Here is a 21,205-nt window from a genome sequence, read left to right on the forward strand (position 1 = left end):
CCGGACCGTCCGATGATACGAACTGTTGCCAGTAACAGACCAAAGCGATAACGACGTCCGCAGACGTCGCTTTACCAAGCTTAGTTGGTTTACTGGCAGGTTTCGAGTCAGGCGGTTTCAAGCCCAAATGACATCAGACGTTTGTAGCGATTTTCCAACAAATCGTCCAGGGCGACACCGCGCAGTTTATCGAGTTGCCCGACCAGGGCATGGCGCAAATCAGCCGCCATGGCTTCCGGGTTACGGTGTGCGCCACCCAGCGGCTCTTTGATAACGGTATCGACCAGGCCCAGTTCGCGCAATTTCGGCGCAGTAATACCCATAGCCTCGGCGGCATCGGACGCCCGCTCGGCGGTTTTCCATAGAATCGACGCGCAGCCTTCGGGTGAGATCACCGAGTAGGTGCTGTACTGCAGCATGTTCAGGTGATCGCAGACACCGATGGCCAACGCCCCGCCGGAACCGCCCTCACCGACAACCGTCGAAATGATCGGGGTTTTCAGAGACGACAGTTTAAGCAGGTTATAGGCGATAGCCTCACTCTGGCCGCGCTCCTCAGCACCGATGCCGGGGTAGGCGCCCGGTGTATCGATAAAGGTCAGTACCGGCATTTTAAACCGTTCCGCCATTTGCATCAGACGCAGCGCTTTGCGATAACCCTCGGGCTTGGGCATGCCAAAGTTACGACGTACCTTTTCTTTTACATCCCGGCCTTTTTGATGGCCGACGACCAACACCGGCTCTTCGTTTAACCGGGCCACGCCCGAGACAATGGCCGCATCGTCGCCATAATGGCGGTCACCGTGAAGTTCGTCCCAATCTGTAAAGACGTGATTAATGTAGTCGAGCGTGTAGGGACGTTTGGGATGACGCGCCAGCTGGGAAATCTGCCAGGAGGTCAGGTTGGAAAAAATCTGTTCGGTTAGCTTGACCGACTGGGCATTCAGCTTTTCAATTTCGGCTGAAATATTGAGGTCATTGCGGTTGCCAACCAGTCGCAATTCTTCAATTTTGGCAATCAGGTCTGCAATGGGTTGTTCAAATTCCAAGTAATCTGGATTCATGCCGTTTCCCTAGTGTGCCGTCAATGGTGTACTGCGTGTCCGCCAGCCGCCTAGTAAAGCAGGCTGCACGACAACGTCAACTCTCGACCTTGCCAATCCGGATCGCCGCATACCCGGGCGATTCAATTCAATAATGCACTCAGCCTAATGGGCGGGCTGCCATTGAGCAAGCGCATCAAACCTTATTGAGCTTTGAACAAACGGAAACAATCCGCAGATCGACTCCGCATTACTGTCTATGCCCGGACAATCAGTCTTGATAGCGAAACCGGTATGCCGAGTCGTCGAACGTTTGGCGAATGCGGTGTAACACCTCATCTTCCAGCGGGATCCGGTGCGCCGGGTTCAGCCGGACCTGCCCCTGGGCGACGCGAGACTCATAGCTGATCCACACCGGAGTGCCCTGCCCGTCTTCCAGGTCACTGCGCACCAGGTCGTTCAGGCGTTTTAGAAACTCCTGCGTCTGAGCTTCTGTTACCCGAAACTCGATGCCACGGATCAGTTCCTGACGAGCCTGAGCCAGGGTATAGATTTTTTGCGCCCGGATTCTAGCCCGCTCGGCGTAATCGTCCCAGCCGATCTCGGCTTCGACAAAAATCACCTGATCCGGTTCCAGCAAGGGTTTGAAGCGCTGGTAATCCTCTCCGAACAAGGTCATTTCAATACGACCGGTGCGGTCGTCCAGGGAGACGATGGCCATGGTATCGCCGCGCTGGGTCTGACGGGTGCGAACGCCGAGTACCAGGCCAGCCAGAGTCTTGGTCTGCTTGCGCAGGCGACGCAGCTCTTCAGGTGGCATGTCGAGCTCACCAAGACGCATCGAGGCGATTTTATTGACTTCAGACTCGTATTCATCGATCGGGTGACCGGTCAGATACAGGCCCAGCGTCTCTTTCTCGCCCATCAGTCGCTCTTTCAGTGAATGTTGCATCACCTGTTCGTAGGGCTCATAGGGCTCTTTCTGGCTTTCTACCTGGAGATCATTAAACAGGTCGATCATGCCTGCCGCCTGGTTACTGGCGGATTGTTCGGCGGTGCGCACGGCATCGTCCATCGCGGCCAGTTGCATTGCCCGGTGTGGCGCCAGCTGATCGAGGGCGCCTGCTTTGATCAGGGCTTCAATGCAGCGTTTGTTCACCTTGCGGCTGTCGACCCGCTCGCAGAAATTGAACAGGTCAGTAAAGGGCCCGCCGTTCGACCGGGCGGCGACAATGGCCTCCACCGGGCCTTCGCCGACGCCCTTAATGGCGCCGAGGCCATAGATGATCTGATCGTTTTCATTCACCGTGAACATGTAGTCGCCGGCGTTCACATCCGGTGGCAGAACATCAATGCCCAGTTGTCGGCAGTCTTCGATGAAGATAACCACCTTATCGGTGTTGTCCAGTTCCGACGACATGGTCGCGGCCATAAAGGCGGCCGGATAATGCGCTTTGAGCCAGAGTGTCTGGTAAGACACCAGAGCATAGGCGGCCGAGTGCGATTTGTTAAAGCCGTAACCGGCGAATTTTTCCACCAAATCAAAAATTTTGGTAGCCAGTTCCGCATCGACACCCTTGGAGGCGGCACCAGCAGCAAACACTTCTCTCTGCTTGGCCATTTCCTCGGGCTTTTTCTTACCCATGGCCCGGCGCAACAGGTCGGCGCCGCCGAGCGTATAGCCCGCCAGTTCCTGAGCGATCTGCATTACCTGTTCCTGATACAGGATGATGCCGTAGGTCGGCGCCAGAATCGGCTTTAGCCATTCGTGCTGATATTGCGGATCCGGGTAAGCCATCTCCTCGCGTTCGTGTTTGCGGTTGATGAAGTTATCCACCATGCCCGATTGCAGCGGGCCGGGCCGGAACAGGGCCACCAGGGCGATCATGTCTTCCAGGCAGTCTGGCTTTAGCCGTTTGATCAGATCTTTCATACCCCGCGATTCGAGCTGGAACACGGCCGTGGTCTGGGCTTTCTGCAGCAACTGGAAAGAGGGTTCGTCATCGAGCGGTATGTGTGCGATGTCGATTGCGGGCTTGCCTTTTGCAGCCAGCCTGGGGTTGATGATCTTCAGCGCCCAGTCGATGATGGTCAGGGTGCGCAGCCCCAGAAAGTCGAACTTGACCAGTCCCGCAGATTCAACGTCATTCTTGTCATACTGGGTGACCAGACCGCTGCCATCTTCTTCACACAGCAGCGGTGAAAAGTCGGTCAGTTTGGTCGGCGCGATGACCACGCCCCCGGCGTGCTTGCCGGTCTGGCGCGTAATACCCTCGAGCTTGAGCGCCATCTCCCAGATTTCCATGCCTTCTTCGTCGTCGGCCAGGAACTCCTTGAGTTCAGCCACGTCGTCCAGGGCCTTGGTCAGCGTCATGCCCGGGTCAGCGGGGATCATCTTGGAAATGCGGTCAGCCAGGCCATAGGCTTTGCCCTGCACCCGCGCTACATCGCGCACCACAGCCTTGGCCGCCAGGGTACCGAAGGTAACGATCTGGGATACCGCCTGGCGGCCATACTGATCGGCCACGTACTGGATAACGCGGTCGCGTTTTTCCATGCAAAAATCGACGTCGAAGTCGGGCATCGAAACCCGTTCCGGGTTCAGGAAACGTTCGAACAGCAGATCGTATTCCAGCGGGTCCAGATCGGTAATGTCGAGCGAATAGGCGACCAGCGAACCAGCACCTGAACCCCGGCCCGGCCCCACCGGTATGTCGTGTTCCTTGGCCCAGCGAATAAAGTCCATCACGATCAGGAAGTAGCCGGGAAAACCCATCTGAACGATGATGTTCAGTTCGAATTCGAGCCGGGTGACGTATTCGGCATGCTGGCTGGCATAATCCGGGGCGTCCTTTTTCAGGCTCACCGCCAGGCGGCGCTCCAGGCCATCAAAACTCAACTGACGGAAATACTCATCCATGGTCATACCATCGGGGATGGGGTACTCCGGCAGGAAATATTCACCCAGTTTTACCGTGGTTGAACAACGCTCGGCGATCAGCAAACTGTTGTCGATGGCTTCAGGCAAGTCGGAGAACAAGGCCGCCATTTCCTCGGCGCTTTTCAGGTATTGCTGATCGGAGTAACGGCGGGCGCGCTTGGGGTCGTCAATCGTCACCCCATCGTTGATGCAAACCCGGGCTTCATGGGCGTCGAAATCCTCCTGGGTCAGAAACATCACGTCGTTGGTCGCCACCACGGCAATGTCGAGCTCGCGCGCCAGCAACAGACTGCCCTGCACGATGACTTCATCCTGTTCGCGCCCGGTGCGTTGCAATTCCAGATAATAGCGGTCGCCAAATATCGACTGCCAATGCCGGGCAAGCCCGCCTGCCACATCGGCCTTGCCACGGCTTAAAGCCTCACCGACATCACCAAAACGACCGCCGCTGAGCAGAATTAGACCGTCATTTTTAGCCTCTATCCATTCGGATTTGATTACGGCGCGGTCATGTACCTGGTGCGTCTGATACGCGTCGGAAATCAGTTCGATCAGATTACGGTAACCCTGGGCATTTTGTGACAATACGGTCATCCGGAACGGCGCTGCCGCGTCCGCCGGATTCTCAACCCACAGATCGGCGCCCAGTAAAGGCTTGATGCCAGCACCCAATGCCGCATTGTAAAACTTGATCAGCCCGAAAAAGTTGGTGATGTCGGTGATCGCCACCGCTGGCATACCCTGGTTGAGCGCCGCCTGCACCAATGCCTTGGGGCGAATCAGGCCGTCGACCAGTGAATATTCGGTATGAACTCTGAGATGTACAAATTGAGCGGACACGCTGGGTTTTCTCCTTCTTGACCGGCGACCATGGTACTACTTGAGGCAGCCGGTTGGCAGGTACTGATGAGGGCTATTTGTAATTCAAGTTTCGGCGTTCAAATAGACTGAGTCGCCTTGAGTCCGCGCCTGGTGGTAGAGATGCACCTGCGGGGGCGCCGTGAAAACATCCATGTTGGCTTAACTTCGGCATCCATGCCTCAGATACCCCCGCAGGTGCATCTCTACCACCAGTCGCTATCTATTTCGTGAATTCCGAAACTTAAAGTAAATATTTAAATATCAAAGTCAGCACAGTGTGAGTGGCGGGTGCCGGTGATGCCTCTGCGGGGAAGTCCGCAGCAAGGATGCTGCGGTCTAGGCTCCATGGATGGATTTACGCCGACCCCGCAGAGGCACCACCGGTATCCGACGCGGGCCATGGCCTCTAAACTTGACAACGTTGAGCCGTGCCTAAGCTACCTAGCTTATGCCAGAATGGCCCTAACCGGCGCATAACTTCGGCGATGCTCGGCAATAATGCCATGGGCTTTCAACGCCGCCAGATGAACCGGGGTTGGGTAACCTTTATGGCGGGCGAAGCCATATTGTGGGTAGCGCTGGTCGAGCGCGACCATCTCGGCATCCCGGTGGACTTTGGCCAGTATGGACGCCGCTCCGATGGCAGCAATCAAGCTGTCGCCTTTGACAATGGCTTCCGCCGGGCATCGCAACCCGGAGGGCAGCTTATTGCCATCGACCTGACAGAATCCGGGTACCACCGACAGGCCAGCAACCGCCCGGCGCATGGCCAGCAAGCTTGCCTGCAAAATGTTCAGTTCGTCGATTTCGGCGACACTGGCGCGGGCAATACACCAGCTCAGAGCTCGGGCTTTGATTTCTTCACTGAGCTGCTCCCGGCGTTTTGCCGTGAGCGCTTTGGAATCGGTGAGGCCTACAATGGGCTGTTTCGGATCCAGTATAACCGCGGCCGCTACCACATCACCCGCGAGCGGCCCGCGCCCGACTTCATCCACGCCGGCGACAAGATCACCGGCATCCTGAAACACCAGGCCCTGCTGAGTCATTCGGGCTTCACCCCGGCAACGGCTAGCACCGCTTCAGCCGCCTGCTTATCAGCGTCACGCGCCAACTGGCGATGCAGAAACCGGGAGCGCTGTTCAAACTGATTGCGATAATCCCCATCGGTCAGAATTCGGATCAGGTCTTTAGCCAGGCGTTCGGGCGTGGCGTCATCCTGTAACCGTTCCGGTACCCAGTCGCTCTGGGTCAGAATATTGGGCAGGGAAACCCAGCGCGTGGTCGCCATGGCCCGCATGATCCGGAACGTCAGTGCGGTCAGACGATAGGATACGACCATTGGCCGTTTTAGTAGCATGGCTTCCAGCGCCGCAGTTCCAGACGCTAGCAGAACACCGTCGCTGGCGATCATGACCTCGGTAGACTGACCGGCATAAAGCTGAATGTGCAACCCATTACCATGCTGGCGCACCGCCGCCTCGATTTGCTCGCGACGAAACTCATTGGCAGCAGGAATCAGAACCGTCAGCGGCCCCAGTGATTTTTGGGCCAGTGTCGCTGCTTGTAGAAACAGCGGCGCCAGTCGCCCGACTTCACTGCCCCGACTGCCTGGCAATACCGCCAGGCAGAGTCCCTGCTCCGGCACACCCAGGCGTTGTCTGGCGGCCAATCGGTCCGGCTCCATCGGTAGCTGGTCGGCCAGGGTATGGCCGACAAAGGTCACCGGCACCTGATGCTGGCGATAGAAGTCGGCTTCAAAGGGCAATAAAGTCAGCATATGGTCGACACTGCGCCGGATCTTTTTAATTCGGCCCTGTCGCCAGGCCCAGACCGAGGGCGAGACGTAATGCACGGCCTTGATGCCAGCATCACGTAACTGACGCTCCAGACCCAGATTAAAATCAGGCGCGTCGATACCAACGAACACATCCGGCTGCCAGTGAATGCACCAGTCCCGATAGGCGGCCCGAATACGAAATAATTCGCGCAGTCGGCCCAGCACTTCGGTTAGGCCCATTACCGACAAGCGCTCCATCGATACACGGCTGTCCAGCCCTTCGGCGATCATGCGTTCACCGCCGATGCCGCCAAATTCTACCTTGGGATGGCGGGCACGCAACGCCCGCATCAGACCCGCGCCAAGAATGTCGCCACTGGCTTCACCGGCCAGCACGGCTACGCGTAAGGGCCGGGACATCAGCGCACAATACCCCGGCTGGCCGTTTCAATGCTGCGCACAAAGACAGCCACTTCGGGAAATTCGCCGGCAATGGGTGCGAGTTCAGCCAGCGCTGCCTTGGTGGTTTTGCTTTCGCGATACACCGTTTTATAGGCATTGCGCAGCGCCTTTACCGCCTCTGCGGAAAAGCCGCGGCGGCGCAACCCTTCGGTATTCATGCCATGAGGCGAGGCAGGATATCCCTGCACGGTAACGAAGGCGGGAATGTCTTTGAGCACGGTTGAACCGGTTCCGACGAAGGCATGGTCGCCGATAGACACATACTGGTGAACGCCCGCATTACCACCGATGATGGCGTGATAGCCCACTTTGACATGGCCGGCCAACTGAGCGGAATTTGCCAGAATCACCCGGTCCCCGAGAACAACATCGTGGGCCACGTGTGAATAGGCCATCAGCAGGCAGTGACTGCCAACCCGGGTTTCGCCGCTATCCTGAATCGTGCCCCGATGCAGAGTTGCGCATTCTCGAATCGTGTTGTGATCGCCAATGATCAGACGCGTCGGCTCACCCTGGTATTTCAAATCCTGGCAAGCTTCACCGACACTGGCAAACTGAAAGATTTTATTGTGTCGCCCTATGGTCGTCGGGCCATTAATAACAACATGCGGGCCGATCCAGCACCCCTCACCTATTTCCACGTCCGGGCCAATGACGGTATAGGGACCGATCACCACGCCATCGGCAATGCGAGCGGCTTTATCGACCAGAGCGGTGGGGTGAATCACGACGTTGCTTTCCGTTCGGCGCAGACGATATCGGCCATAGCGACTAACTGCCCGTCCACTTCGGCCCGGCAATTGAACTTGAAAATGCCACGACGCTCAGAGACCAGTGTGCTGAACAGATCCAACCGGTCTCCAGGTACCACCTGCTTCTTGAATTTGACGTTGTCGAGCCCGGCGAACAGGTAAAGATACCCCTCACCTGGACGATTCCCGGACGTTGCGAACCCGAGAATAGCTGACACCTGGGCCATGGCTTCACACATCAGCACACCGGGAAAAATGGATTGGCCGGGGAAGTGTCCATTGAACAGCTCTTCATTACCGGTCACGTTCTTGAACCCTACAATTGCCTCACCCGGGGTCAGTTCGGTGACGCGGTCAACCAGCAGAAACGGGTACCGATGCGGTAAAAATTGCTTGATGGCTTCATGATCCAGGGGCACTTCAATGCTCATTACGAGTCCTCAGATTCCGGAGCGGCGGGACCCTTGGCCAGCGCCTTCTCCAATGACTTCAATCGCTGTTCATACTGGTCTAATTGACGCAATCGCGCAACGGTGCGGCGCCATTCCCGACTGGGCTGTACCGGCCAGCCAGACGAATAGACACCGGCATCCGGTAAGCTTTTGGTCACCATGGCCTGGCCGGTAAAGTGCGACCCGGCGGCGATATCAATGTGGCCGGCAAAACCAGCCTGTCCGCCCACCGTGCAGCCCGACCCCAGGGTTGTACTGCCGGCAATACCGACCTGACCGGCAATGGCCGTCGACTGACCAATGACGACGTTGTGGGCAAGGTGCACCAGATTATCAATGATGACATCGTCTTCAATGCGGGTATCCTGAATCGCGCCCCGGTCGATGGTTACGTTGGCACCAATATCGACCCGGTCACCAATGCGCACGGTGCCTAACTGGGCAATGCGTTGCCAATGCCCCTGGTCGGGCGCAAAACCGAACCCGTCGGAGCCAATCACCGCACCGGGCTGAACCCGACAATCATCGCCCAGCACCACGGCATGACGCAGGGTGACGTTAGCCATAATCCGTGTATTTCTGCCAATTTGAACACCGGCCTCAAGTACTGCACCCGCCCCAATGTCACTAGCGTCTCCGACCACCACCCCAGGGCCGATAACCGCCCGCGCACCGACGCTCACGCCCGCACCGAGCACGGCATCCACCGCCACCGACGCGCTGCTGTCGATTTGCCCGGACGGAGCTGGCTCCCGGCTGAAGCAGTGCGATACATGGGCGTAAGCCAGATAGGGGTCGACAACGACAATCAGGGCTGCAGAGGCTGGTGCCTGGTCAACCAGGTCCGGTTTTAGCAGGATCGCCGTTGCCTGACTGTCCGCCAGGTACGAGGCATACTGACGGTTAGCCAGAAACGCCAGGCCACCGTGCCTCGCCTCGTTCAGAGCCGCCAATTGCTCCAGTGGCGTGTCCCACGCTTGTTCATTGCCACCCAGCTCGGCATCAAGCCGGTCAGCCAACAGTCGGGCTGTTATCATTGTTTTACTCGTCAGCTTATTGTTCTGCCTGGTACAGCGTATTGAACTCTTCCAATACCGCTTCGGTAATGTCCAGCGAATTACGATGGTAGACAACGGCGGCCTTGTCCAGAATCACATCGAATTCATTGCCATCCACTGCTGCTTCAATGGCCCGGGCCATCATCGGCTGATACTGCTCAATAAAAGCATTACGACGCTCACCCTGAACCTGCTGCAACTGACGCACCAGCTGCTCTCGCTGGCGGGCTCGCTGCTGCAATTCAGATTCGAGTTCGGCCATCTCGGCTTCTGTCATGATATCAGCGTCGGTACGCGCCCGACTTTGCAGTTGCTGGATCGACTGACCCAGCGTCTGCACTTGTTGTTCTTCCTGTTCAAACTCCCGTTTCAGCTCGGCGGTCGCATCCTGGGCTGCATCGCTGTTAAACAGGACATAATTCTGATCCAGTAGCGCGACTTCGGTAGCCTGGACGGACGCTGCCAATCCGAGGGCGACAAGTGCAAGGGTCGCCCGGCGCAGCCAGATTGATACTCTGGTTGAGACAATGCGTTGTGCTGAAATAATCATGCTATCTCCTGTTCAGTTCGAGTGATGCGGTACCAACCTGCAATTATCGCAGGTCATTCTAGTGCGAAAGGCCAAAGCTGAGTAGTGGGCTCCGCCAACCGCCATTTCAACCGGTCTTTCCGTCTCAGTAGCCAATGCCAATGGTAAAGGCAAAGTTCTTCTCAAGATCGCCTTCTCGCGCATTCAACGGCCAGGCATAACTGAAACTCAACGGTGCGAGCGGTGTAATCCAGGTGATATCAATACCAGCGGCATAGCGTAAATCGTCCAGATCAACACCGTTGGCGCAGTTTGCATTGCCGCTACGACAAGCGTCGGTAAAGACATTACCACCATCGATAAACAACGAGGCGCGGAAGGCATCCTGACTCTGAACAAAAGGCATCGGTATCAGCAATTCAGCACCGTATTCAATTTTGATATTGCCGCCTATGGGCGACGGGTCGGCCAGAGGGTCATTACTGCCATCCAGATTAGGGGTACTCAAAGGCCCCAGTGAACCATACTGATACCCCCTAACAGACCGTACACCGCCTGAATAAAAATGTTTGTAAAATGGCAGCCGCTCGGCATCGCCATAACCGCTGCCATAGCCCATATCGGAATGAAGTCGGATGCTAAACTGGTCGTTAATCGGAAAATACTGTTCAGCACTGCCGGTCAGTCGATAATAGGTTAGATCGCCAAGTGGCGTAGCTACTTCGCTCGACAGCGTCAGCTGGCGCCCGCGGTTGGCTTTGAAGGTTCCGTTCAGGCTGTTGTAATTCCAGGTTAACCGGGTATCAATGATTTCATAGTCATCGCCGTTACTGTCCCGGAAATCCGTCATTTCCTGTGGCGCGCTGTCACTAAGGAATAATTCATCCTGACTGTAGCCGACACCATAGGTAATCCGCTGGTTCTCAGACAACGGATAGCCCAAACGTAACCGGCCACCGGCCGTATTCGTTGCGTAAGTACTGAACGTCTGCTCACTGAAATCGGTACGACGGTAATACAGGTCGATCCCGCGGCTGACGCCGTAAATGGTGAAATACGGATCTTCAAACGACAGGTTATAATTCTGTTCGGAATTATTGACCGTCACCGACGCCGAGAAGTCGTAGCCCTTGCCCTGAAAGTTCTTTTGCTCAACCCTGGCTTCGGTAAAAAAGCCACTCACATCCGAATAGCCGACTGAACCGGTAATCTGACTGTTGGTGGTTTCTTCTACCGTGACGATCAGGTCGACCAGATCATCCCGCCCCTCAATGCGCTGGGTACGGATATCCACACGACTGAAATACCCCAGACGTTCGAGCCGCTGACGCGATAACCGAACGTTGCTGTTGATCACCAGCGCACGTTCCAGCTGGCGCATTTCACGTCGAATTACCTCATCGTTGGTTTCCGAGTTACCACGAATCTCGATGCGATTCACATACACCGGCTTGCCCGGGTTAACACTGAGTGTGACCTCCACGGTCTGTGCATCACGATCAGGGTCAAGCTCACTGTTGACCTCCGCAAACGCATAGCCCTGGTCACCCAGCACATCGTTGATGCGCGAGGACAAATCACTGATTTCAACGCGCGAATAGACGTCTCCAGCGGTTACGTTGATCAGCGCTTCAAGTTCCTCATCCAGATCGACCAGATCCCCGGTCAGTGACAATCCTGACACCCGGTAAGGTTCACCCTCGAATACATTCAGGATCAGCGTAATGTCCGCCTTGTTGTCGGAAATCGACACCTGATGGGATTCCAGCCGGAAGTCCAGATAGCCGCGATCCAGATAATAGTCTTCCAGGCGTGCCAGATCACCGGTCAGCTGCGCCTGACCAAAACGGTTGCGCCGCGCGATGAACTGAAACGGGTAGCGCTTGCTGGTCTCACGCAGGCGCAACGCTGCCTGCAATTCATCGTCGGTAAAAACTGAATTGCCGGTGATTTCGATATGATCAATCTTGGCCACCGGACCTTCACTGATCACCAGTTCGACGTCGACCCGGTTCAGCGACAGCGGTGTCACCTCAGGTACCACCGTGGCATTGTAACGGCCCTGAATGCTGTACTGGCGTTCAAGCTCAAGTTCAATCCCTTCCAACAGGGACTGATTAAAAATCTCGCCTGCTTCAAGCCCGACATCTGACATCACCCGTTCCAGTGTCTCAGTCGGAATCACCTTGTTGCCAGAAAAATCAACGGTGTTGATGGCGGGGCGTTCGGTCACCTCGAAAATCAGCGTATTGCCTTCGCGCAGCACCTGAACATCACTGAAATAGCCAGTGCTGTAGACCGCACGCAGCCAGTCATCTGCGGACTCAGTATCTATCTGATCGCCCTCCTGGATCGGCAACGCCTGCAAAACCGACCCCAGCGAAACCCGCTGCAGGCCATTGACGGTCAGGGCGTCAACCCGAAACGGTTCCGCCATGGCACCTGCACTGAATACCAGCGCCAGGGCTGCCGCGACAACAAATCTCATAGTTACTCCTGTTCGTTAAAATCGGTTCCGTCGGGGCAGCAGCCGGGACAGGCAATACGACCGATCATTGACCGTTACAATCGGCCGATATCATTCACAAACGCCAATACCATCAGCCCGACAATTAACATCAGGCCAATCTGAGACCCTATCACCTGCAAACGCTCCGATAGGGGCTTGCCGCGCATCCATTCAACCGCGTACATCACTATATGGCCACCATCCAGCACTGGAATAGGCAGCAAGTTAACCACACCCAGACTGATGCTGATGAACGCCAGAAACCGAATAAAACTTTCGGCACCACCCTGTACCGAATCACCGGCCATCTGGGCCATCGAAATAGGGCCACCAATCTGTTCAACCGACACCAGACCCGTCACCATTTTGCCGAGCATCGCAAAACTCAGCCCAACCATGTCGGCGGTATCCTGCAAGCCCAGCCAAATCCCGGTCCAGGGCCATTCACGCTGCACAATAATTTGCTCTTCCGGCCAGGGTGTCGGCGCAGCCACCGCGCCGATGTAGCCCTGGCTCTGGCCGTCGATCTCACGCTCAGCCGGGGTGACGATGATCGTTTGCTGGCTCAGATCACGTTCCAGCAATACTGATAAAGGCCGGTCGCCATTGGGCTGAATAATACCGACCCAGTCCACCCAATTTTCGATCATTTGACCATTGACCGAAACAATTCTGTCACCGGCTTGCAAACCGGCTGCTTCAGCCGCCCCTCCCGGTAGCACCTGTCCAATAACCGCCGGTATTTCCGGCCGGCTCGGATACAGACCCAAACTGGCCATGGGGTTCGGTTCGGTATCGCGCGCCATCCACTGGCTGATAGGCAGCTGCAGACGCTGCACCTGCTGCTCCCGACGCACCGTGAGCTCAATGACACCGGTGTCACCTACGCGTCGGGCCAGTGCAAGATTAATGTCCGTCCAGTCGTCGACGGATCGGCCATCGACCTGCTCGATGACATCACCCCGTTGCACCCCGGCTTCCGCGGCGGGTGTTTGTGCAGGAGGCGCGTCCGCCCAGGGCGCCAGCCCTTGCACGCCAATACTGTACAGCAGTGCGAACGCGAGAATGGCGAACAAAAAGTTGGCAATAGGCCCGGCAGAGGCGACCGCTATACGCTGGGCCGGGGTCTTGCGCGTAAACGCCCGATCGAGGTCAGCCTCGTCAACCGGGCCTTCCCGCTCATCGAGCATTTTCACGTAGCCACCCAGTGGGATCCAGGCGACCACAAATTCGGTGCCATGCCGGTCGTACCAGCGAAACAAAGGCTGGCCAAAGCCCACTGAAAAGCGCAACACCCGAATCCCGTTGCGCCGGGCCACCCAAAAGTGGCCGTATTCATGCACCGTCACCAGAATACCAAGAGCCACCAGAATACCGAGAATGTTGGTTAGAATGGCCATCATGTCCGTGCCTCTATCGCTGCCTTCGCCAAAGCCCGGGCGCGTGCATCAATGCCGAGCAGTTGCTCAACCGAGGTGGCGGGTTCATGCGCCAGTTGGTTAAGCACGAGTTCATTAATGTGGGCGATTTGAGGAAATGACAGACGCCGCTGCAGAAAGGCCTCAACGCTGACTTCATTGGCGGCATTCAGTACCGCCGGGCAGGTTCCACCGACGGCGATGGCTTCTTCCGCCAGGCGCAGGCACGGGAATCGGCCCCGGTCTGGCTGATCGAAGCTGAGCCCCAACTGGGCGGTAAACTCAAGGGCGGCACTGCCACTGTCGATGCGATCCGGATAGGCCAACCCGTAGGCTATCGGGGTACGCATATCGGGTGTTCCCAGTTGCGCAATCACTGAGCCATCGACGTAACGCACCATAGAGTGAATCACACTTTGCGGATGCACCACCACTTCGACATCCGCTGGTTGCAGACCAAACAGCCAGCAGGCTTCAATCAACTCCAGCCCCTTGTTCATCAGGGTGGCGGAATCAACCGAAATTTTCTGACCCATGGACCAGTTAGGATGCGCAACCGCTTGCTCGGGTGTTACCTGCTCCAGTTGCTCGGCGGTAAAGTTCAGAAAGGGACCGCCAGAGGCCGTCAGCAAAACAGACGCCACACCCTGAAGTCGGTGCTCACCGGGCATGCATTGAAAAATGGCATTGTGCTCACTGTCAATCGGCAGCAACTCGGCACCGGATTGCTGTACCGCCGACATCAGCAGATCGCCAGCCACAACCAGGCTTTCCTTGTTGGCCAACAACAGACGCTTACCCGCCCGGGCAGCCGCCAGCGAGGACAGCAGCCCGGCGGAACCGACAATGGCGGCCATCACTATCTGAACATCCGGATGCTCGGCCATGGCTTCAAGTGCGGCTGTCCCGACCAGTATTTCGGTGTGGTCGCCAGGCAGCCGTGCCGCCAGCTCACGCTGGCTGTTAACATCAGGCACAACCGCATAACGCGGCCGGTGCTGTTCAATTTGTTGCGCCAGCAAATCAATGTTGCGATGCCCCGACAGGGCAAATACCCCAAAGCGATCCGGGTGGCGGGCAATGACATCCAGGGTATTGCAGCCAACGGATCCGGTCGAGCCGAGCACCGTCACCCATTGACGTGACCCGGCAGCGGGCACTGAGACACTATAGGAAAGGGCCATGGCTACAGAATCACCACTAGCAACAACACACAAAACATCGGCGTCGCAGCACAGAGGCTGTCGATCCGGTCCAGTATCCCGCCATGCCCCGGCAGCAGGGCAGAACTGTCCTTGATACCCCGGTGACGTTTCAGCAGGCTTTCAAACAAATCACCCAGCACCGAAATGGCCACCACCAGGGCGCTGATCACCAGCAACAATGCCCATTGCACGGGCGACAGTCCGGGTAGAAAAAACCAGGCCATCAGGGCTGACAGCACCACCGATGTAGCCATCCCGCCATAGACGCCCGCCCAGGTCTTGCCAGGGCTAACAGAAGGCGCCAGCTTGCGGTGGCCATACGTTTTGCCAGCAAAATAGGCACCGATGTCGGCACCCCAGACCAGCAACATCAGCCAGGTCAGTACCAGATTGGCATTCGGCTGCCCCTTGAGCACATTCAACCCCAGCCAGAGCGGCAGCAACACCGGCAAGGCCATCAGCAGGCTTACCCAACGGTGCCGTATCCAGGCCTGACTGGCCGGGTACCGAAATACCATGACCAGGGCGAACAACCACCACAGCAAAGACCACAGAGTCAATTGCAACCAGGTCACCGCCGTGCTGGTCTGCAGCCACCACAGTACTCCGAGTGTGCAGGCCGTCAACACGGCCATGCCCAGACGCGTGGACAGGCGTTGAAAACCGGCCAGATTGGCCCATTCCCAGGCACCCACTACAACGATGGCGCCAATAAAAGCCGCGAACCAGGTTTCCGGCAGCCAGTAAATACAGGCCAGCATCAGCGGGGCCAATACCAGTGCGGTCATCACGCGTGTGATTAACATAATTAAGAGGTCACTCTTTGTTCCAGTTGCTCGTCGGTCCGGCCAAAGCGGCGCACCCGGCCGGCGAAACTGGCGAAGGCTCGCTGCAACGAATTTTCATTAAAATCCGGCCAGAACTCATCGGTGAAGTAAAATTCGGTATAGGCAAACTGCCAGAGCAGGAAATTTGAAATACGCTGTTCACCCGCCGTCCGAATGCACAGATCCGGCGCGGGCAAATCACCCAGAGCAACACGGGCTTGCATGGCCGCTTCGGTGACATCGTCCGGGGTCAGCCGCCCACAGGCTACATCACGAGCCAGGCTCCGGGCCGCCTGGGTAATGTCCCAGTGACCGCCGTAGTTGGCCGCGATAACCAGCGTCATACCGGTATTGTTGACCGTCAACGCCTCAGAACGGGCTATCGCTGCCTGAATAGCAGCGCTGAACCCGGTCTTGTCGCCAATGATGCGCAGTTTCAAATTATTCTCGTGCAGCTTTTTAACTTCACGGTTCAGCGCCATCAAAAACAATTCCATCAGGGCGTTGACCTCGTCTCGGGGACGACGCCAGTTTTCAGAGCTGAACGCGTACAGCGTCAATACTTCCACACCCGCTCGGGCACTGTGTTCGACAACGGTTCTTACCGCTTTTGCACCAGCTTTGTGCCCTGAAATACCGCCCAACAATCGCTTTTTCGCCCAGCGATTATTTCCATCCATGATAATGGCCACATGGCGAGGAACAGAACTGGCTCCTGCTGAAGTTGCTGTGGTCATAGGCTTCCTTTAACGGCTCTGACCGCTGCCAGCCAAATGCATATTGCTGGCAAAAACGGCCTGAACTCGGCTGTTCATTTCAGCGGCGACGGCACCCTTGTTGTTTGTGCTACGCCGTCCCTACAAAAAACAAAGGCAACATGGGGCTACCATGCTGCCTGAGTCGAGGTCCTGTGACGGCACTAAACCGTCATCAGTTCCTTTTCTTTACTGGCCAGATGCGCTTCAACCTGAGCGGTCGCGGCGTCGGTCAGCTTTTGTACTTCGTCCTCGGCACCGCGGGCCTCATCTTCAGACAGTTCTTTCTCTTTAACCAGTTCCTTGATGGTGGCATTGGCGTCGCGTCGTCCGCTGCGGATCGACACGCGCGCCTTTTCGGCTTCAGCGCGCGCCACCTTGATCATATCTTTACGCGACTCTTCAGTCAGCGAGGCCATAACCACACGAATTTTGTCGCCAGACGTGGCCGGGTTCAGACCCAGATCTGCCTTCATGATGCCGCGCTCAATTTCCGGCACCAGATTCTTCTCCCAGGGCACGATCCCCAGGGTACGTCCGTCTTCAACGCTTATGTTCGCCACCTGCTTAAGCTGAGTGGGCGTTCCATAATAGTTGACCATCACGCTGTCGAGAATCGCGGGATTGGCCCGGCCAGTTCGAATCTTGTTGAAACCGTCGTCCAGTGCGCCAATTGCCTTGCGGTTGTGCGCCTCAACTTCTTTTTTTATGTCTTCGATCATGCAGTTATATCCTCTACCATCAGCGTTCCTTCGTTACCGCCTACCATCAGCGATATCAACGCTCCTGGTTTGTTCATATTAAACACCCGGACCGGCATTTTATGGTCCCGCACCAGACAAACAGCGGTCAAATCCATCACACCTAACTGTTTCTCAAGCGCCTCGTTGTAGGTCAGACGATCATATTTTACCGCATCCGGATTGGTTCGGGGATCATCATTATACACACCGTCGACATTCGTTGCCTTGAGCACCAGATCCGCCTCAATTTCGATACCGCGCAGGCAGGCCGCTGAATCGGTAGTGAAAAAGGGGTTACCGGTACCGGCGGCAAAAATTACCACATCACCCTGAGTCAGGTAGCGAATGGCGCTGCGCCGGTCGTAGTGCTCAACAATACCGGACATGGGAATGGCTGACATCACCCGGCTGCGAATGTTGGAGCGCTCCAGCGCGTCGCGCATCGCCAGGGCATTCATAACCGTCGCCAGCATACCCATGTGATCCCCGGTTACCCGATCCAGCCCGGCTTCGTTCAGTGCCTTGCCGCGAAACAGATTGCCGCCCCCGATTACCAGCCCAACCTGAACCCCGATACCCACCAACTGACCAATCTCCAGTGCCATGCGATCCAGAACCTTCGGGTCGATGCCGAAGCCCTGTTCGCCTGAAAGTGCTTCGCCGCTGAGCTTGAGCAAAATGCGCTTATGACGCGGATGGGGGTCTTTCGAGGGCATGGTAGTCTCCTAAACAAGGTCACTGAAACGTAAAACAGAGGGGGATATCCAATCCGCGCTGCTACTGTGCGACGCGAACGTCGCTGGTGCAAGCGGGATTCGCGTAAACAGACCCGCCTGCGAGTCCGGCACTATGCACTGGCCTGCACGGAGTGCCGGTGCGGGCCAAAAAAAAGGGCAGTCAAACTGCCCTTTCTAGCTTAACTGCCCTTGGCAGCGGCGGCGACTTCAGCGGCGAAGTCGACTTCTTCACGCTCAATACCTTCACCCACTTCCAGGCGCAGGAAGTTGAGGATTTCAGCACCAGCATTCTTGGCCAGAGTGCCGACCCTGGTATCCGGGTCCTTGACGAACGGCTGTTCCAGCAGTGAAATCTCCGCAACAAACTTCTTCAGGCGGCCCTGAACCATCTTCTCGATGATTTCAGCTGGTTTGCCAGAATTCTCGGCCTGAGCAAAAACCACTTCTTTCTCACGCTCCAGCACGTCTTGTGGCACCTGATCAGCAGAAACAAACTGCGGATTGATGGCGGCCACGTGCATGGCAACGTCGCGACCCAGCTCTTCATTACCACCTTTCATTTCAACGGCCACGCCGATACGGCCACCGTGAACGTAGGTTGCAACGGTTTTGCCTTCACCACCGAGCAATACAACACGGCGCACAGAGATGTTTTCACCGATTTTCTGAACCAGCGCTTCACGCGTTGATTCCAGTTCACCCGCCATCAGGGCTGCAACGTCACTCTGCTGATCAGCAAAGGCTTTATCGGCAACCGCATTGGCAAAATCCAGGAAGTTGTCGTCACGGGCGACAAAGTCGGTCTCGCTGTTCACTTCGAGCAGCAAGGCGCGGCTGTTGTCCGCAGACTGGCGCGTTACAATAATGCCTTCAGCCGCGGTACGACCAGCTTTCTTGGCCGCTTTCAGGCCTGATTCCTTGCGCATGGTGTCAATAGCGGCTTCGATGTCGCCATTCGACTCAACCAGTGCTTTTTTGCACTCCATCATGCCAAGACCGGTACGCTCACGCAGTTCTTTTACCAGGGCTGCTGTGATATTAGCCATAGTGTGTTCCTCATTTATTAATTGGATTCGGTTCACCCGCCCAGTGCGTACAGCAGCGGGCGGACCCTTAAATTCGCTACACCGGCTGCGACAGGCTGGTCGCATTCAGGCGTCTGTATAGCAAAAAGGGGCCTAGGCCCCTTTTTCGCTTGCCTGAGCCGTGCTCCGATTACTCGGCTGGGGTGTCTACGACGGCGTCAGCAACTTCAACAAACTCGTCAGCCTGGGTTGCATTGGCAGCCTTGGCTTCCAGAACAGCGTTAGCCACTGAGCTGGCGTAGATCTCAATGGCGCGAATAGCGTCATCGTTGCCCGGAATCACAATGTCCACACCGTCGGGGTTCGAGTTACTGTCGACAACGCCGATGACCGGGATGCCCAGTTTGTTGGCTTCCTGAATGGCAATGCGCTCGTGGTCAACGTCGATCACGAACAGGGCATCCGGAAGACCGCCCATGTCCTTGATACCGCCGATGGTGCGCTCCAGCTTATCGATTTCGCGCTCGCGCATCAGACGCTCTTTCTTGGTCAGCTTGTCGAAAGTGCCGTCTTTGCTTTCCGCATCCAGTTCACGCAACCGCTTGATCGACTGGCGAATGGTTTTGTAGTTGGTCAGCATGCCGCCCAACCAGCGGTGAGCCACATAGGGCATGCCAGCGCGGGTAGCTTCTTCGCGAATGATCTTGCTGGCAGACCGCTTGGTACCAACAAACAGCACTTTATTCTTGGCAGCGGCCAGTTCACCAATCTGTACCAGTGCCTGGTTCAGGGCCGGAACAGTATGTTCTAGGTTAATGATGTGAATCTTGTTACGGGCACCAAAGATGTATTTACCCATCTTCGGGTTCCAGTAACGGGTCTGGTGACCAAAGTGAACGCCTGCTTTGAGCAGGTCACGCATAGAAACAGTAGCCATAGTATCCTCACTGGTTCGGGTTAAGCCTCCACACACCCCATGATTCAACCCCAGACCAGATATGGCCCCGGGCACCCGGAATCATGTGCCGGTGCATGTGAGAGTTAATAGACACAGCCTGAATCAACAACGATTCTGACCGCATTCCTTTGAACAGTCTGTCCAAAGCGGCGCGCTTTATACCATAAACAGAGGCTGAATCAAAGCTTTTTGCCACCCTGGCAACCCCGCCGGGCCGTGTCAAAAGCCGCTCGCAGCGCCTTCTATACGGGTTTGTGGCAGCGGTGCTGCAAGTCGATGCCAAAAGCTTTAGAATGATGCGCCACTATTCACGTTCGCCCTGGGAAACTCATGTCTGTAACCATTAAGACCGCCGAAGAAATTGAAAAAATGCGCGTGGCGGGCCGGCTTGCCGCTGAAGTACTGGAAATGATTGGAGAGTACGTTCAGCCGGGCGTCAGCACCGGGGAACTCGACCGGATCTGCCACAACCACATTGTGGAAGTCCAGGGAGGCATACCGGCGCCGCTTAACTATGGCAGCCCGCCCTTCCCCAAGTCGATCTGCACCTCAGTCAACCACGTGATCTGCCATGGCATTCCCAGCGATGACAAGATTCTGAAAAAAGGCGACGTCGTCAACATCGACGTTACCGTTATCAAAGACGGCTATCACGGTGACACCAGCAAGATGTACTTTGTCGGGGAGCCCCAGCCTCATCTGGAACGCCTGGTCCGGGTCACTCAGGAATGCCTGTATAAAGGTATTGAACTGGTGCGTCCGGGAACCCGCCTGGGCGATATCGGGCATGTTATCCAGCAACATGCCGAGGCCAACTATTATTCGGTTGTCCGCGAGTATTGTGGCCATGGTATCGGTGCTGTCTTCCACGAAGAACCCCAGGTGCTGCACTACGGCCGGCCCGGTACCGGCATGGAATTGAAGGAAGGCATGATCTTCACCATTGAACCGATGATTAACGCCGGCAAGGCGCAATCAAAAGTGCTGGGTGATCAGTGGACTGTGGTGACCCGGGACCGCAAGGCCTCAGCTCAATGGGAGCACACCCTGCTGGTAACGCCCACCGGCGTCGAGGTACTGACCCGGCGTCAGGAGGAATCCTTTTAATCCCGGCCCTTTCAGTCCGAGGGGTTACCGTCCCGGGGCCCAGCCG

Annotated in this window: 18 protein-coding genes; 1 reads left to right on the forward strand and 17 read right to left on the reverse strand. The window is 56.5% G+C overall.

Features of this window, described 5'->3' with window-relative positions; genetic code table 11:
* Nucleotides 1-107: 107 nt before the first annotated feature.
* The 17 genes from accA to rpsB all read right to left on the reverse strand — a co-directional run bounded on the left by accA (nucleotide 108) and on the right by rpsB (nucleotide 20,031).
* Nucleotides 108-1,064, reverse strand: a complete 957-nt coding sequence (accA, locus tag WEB54_RS14880) for an acetyl-CoA carboxylase carboxyl transferase subunit alpha (RefSeq protein ID WP_368053444.1) — start codon at nucleotides 1,062-1,064, stop codon at nucleotides 108-110.
* A 250-nt stretch (nucleotides 1,065-1,314) separates the two neighbouring features.
* Nucleotides 1,315-4,824, reverse strand: coding sequence for a DNA polymerase III subunit alpha (gene dnaE, locus WEB54_RS14885; RefSeq protein WP_368056533.1), 3,510 nt, complete (start codon nucleotides 4,822-4,824; stop codon nucleotides 1,315-1,317).
* A gap of 467 nt (nucleotides 4,825-5,291) precedes the next feature.
* The gene (gene rnhB, locus WEB54_RS14890; RefSeq protein WP_368054588.1) at nucleotides 5,292-5,891 is read right to left on the reverse strand and encodes a ribonuclease HII; all 600 of its coding nucleotides are present in this window, start codon (nucleotides 5,889-5,891) and stop codon (nucleotides 5,292-5,294) included.
* Entirely contained in the window at nucleotides 5,888-7,042 is a 1,155-nt protein-coding gene (lpxB, locus tag WEB54_RS14895) for a lipid-A-disaccharide synthase (protein ID WP_368056535.1), read from the reverse strand. Before lpxB ends, rnhB begins: the two co-directional genes overlap by 4 nt.
* Entirely contained in the window at nucleotides 7,042-7,812 is a 771-nt protein-coding gene (gene lpxA, locus WEB54_RS14900; RefSeq protein WP_368054584.1) for an acyl-ACP--UDP-N-acetylglucosamine O-acyltransferase, read from the reverse strand. Before lpxA ends, lpxB begins: the two co-directional genes overlap by 1 nt.
* Nucleotides 7,809-8,267, reverse strand: a complete 459-nt coding sequence (gene fabZ, locus WEB54_RS14905; RefSeq protein WP_368054582.1) for a 3-hydroxyacyl-ACP dehydratase FabZ — start codon at nucleotides 8,265-8,267, stop codon at nucleotides 7,809-7,811. Before fabZ ends, lpxA begins: the two co-directional genes overlap by 4 nt.
* Nucleotides 8,267-9,325 carry a UDP-3-O-(3-hydroxymyristoyl)glucosamine N-acyltransferase gene (lpxD, locus tag WEB54_RS14910; protein ID WP_368056537.1) on the reverse strand — a complete coding sequence of 353 codons (1,059 nt, stop codon included), beginning with the start codon at nucleotides 9,323-9,325 and terminating at the stop codon, nucleotides 8,267-8,269. Before lpxD ends, fabZ begins: the two co-directional genes overlap by 1 nt.
* 16 nt (nucleotides 9,326-9,341) lie before the next feature.
* A complete protein-coding gene (locus WEB54_RS14915; RefSeq protein ID WP_368054578.1) occupies nucleotides 9,342-9,896 on the reverse strand; it encodes an OmpH family outer membrane protein in 555 nt (184 codons plus the stop codon).
* Between the two features lie 124 nt (nucleotides 9,897-10,020).
* Nucleotides 10,021-12,363: an outer membrane protein assembly factor BamA gene (gene bamA, locus WEB54_RS14920; protein WP_368056540.1), complete on the reverse strand. Its 2,343-nt coding sequence runs from the start codon at nucleotides 12,361-12,363 to the stop codon at nucleotides 10,021-10,023.
* A 74-nt stretch (nucleotides 12,364-12,437) separates the two neighbouring features.
* Nucleotides 12,438-13,787 carry an RIP metalloprotease RseP gene (gene rseP / locus WEB54_RS14925; protein WP_368056541.1) on the reverse strand — a complete coding sequence of 450 codons (1,350 nt, stop codon included), beginning with the start codon at nucleotides 13,785-13,787 and terminating at the stop codon, nucleotides 12,438-12,440.
* Nucleotides 13,784-14,986, reverse strand: a complete 1,203-nt coding sequence (ispC, locus tag WEB54_RS14930; RefSeq protein ID WP_368054570.1) for a 1-deoxy-D-xylulose-5-phosphate reductoisomerase — start codon at nucleotides 14,984-14,986, stop codon at nucleotides 13,784-13,786. Before ispC ends, rseP begins: the two co-directional genes overlap by 4 nt.
* 2 nt (nucleotides 14,987-14,988) lie before the next feature.
* Nucleotides 14,989-15,813 carry a phosphatidate cytidylyltransferase gene (locus tag WEB54_RS14935; protein ID WP_368054568.1) on the reverse strand — a complete coding sequence of 275 codons (825 nt, stop codon included), beginning with the start codon at nucleotides 15,811-15,813 and terminating at the stop codon, nucleotides 14,989-14,991.
* Nucleotides 15,814-15,815: 2 nt separating this feature from the next.
* Nucleotides 15,816-16,571, reverse strand: a complete 756-nt coding sequence (uppS, locus tag WEB54_RS14940; RefSeq protein ID WP_368054566.1) for a polyprenyl diphosphate synthase — start codon at nucleotides 16,569-16,571, stop codon at nucleotides 15,816-15,818.
* Nucleotides 16,572-16,753: 182 nt separating this feature from the next.
* The gene (frr, locus tag WEB54_RS14945; protein WP_368054564.1) at nucleotides 16,754-17,311 is read right to left on the reverse strand and encodes a ribosome recycling factor; all 558 of its coding nucleotides are present in this window, start codon (nucleotides 17,309-17,311) and stop codon (nucleotides 16,754-16,756) included.
* The gene (gene pyrH, locus WEB54_RS14950; protein ID WP_368054562.1) at nucleotides 17,308-18,048 is read right to left on the reverse strand and encodes a UMP kinase; all 741 of its coding nucleotides are present in this window, start codon (nucleotides 18,046-18,048) and stop codon (nucleotides 17,308-17,310) included. Before pyrH ends, frr begins: the two co-directional genes overlap by 4 nt.
* Nucleotides 18,049-18,248: 200 nt before the next feature.
* Nucleotides 18,249-19,115 carry a translation elongation factor Ts gene (gene tsf / locus WEB54_RS14955; RefSeq protein ID WP_368054560.1) on the reverse strand — a complete coding sequence of 289 codons (867 nt, stop codon included), beginning with the start codon at nucleotides 19,113-19,115 and terminating at the stop codon, nucleotides 18,249-18,251.
* Between the two features lie 169 nt (nucleotides 19,116-19,284).
* Nucleotides 19,285-20,031, reverse strand: coding sequence for a 30S ribosomal protein S2 (gene rpsB, locus WEB54_RS14960; protein ID WP_368054558.1), 747 nt, complete (start codon nucleotides 20,029-20,031; stop codon nucleotides 19,285-19,287).
* 351 nt (nucleotides 20,032-20,382) lie between these two features.
* On the opposite strand from rpsB, the gene map reads away from it, so the two are divergent.
* Nucleotides 20,383-21,159, forward strand: a complete 777-nt coding sequence (map, locus tag WEB54_RS14965) for a type I methionyl aminopeptidase (RefSeq protein WP_368054556.1) — start codon at nucleotides 20,383-20,385, stop codon at nucleotides 21,157-21,159.
* The last annotated feature ends 46 nt before the right edge of the window (nucleotides 21,160-21,205 follow it).

The sequence above is a fragment of the Saccharospirillum sp. genome (assembly GCF_040881935.1).
GTDB lineage: Bacteria > Pseudomonadota > Gammaproteobacteria > Pseudomonadales > Natronospirillaceae > Saccharospirillum.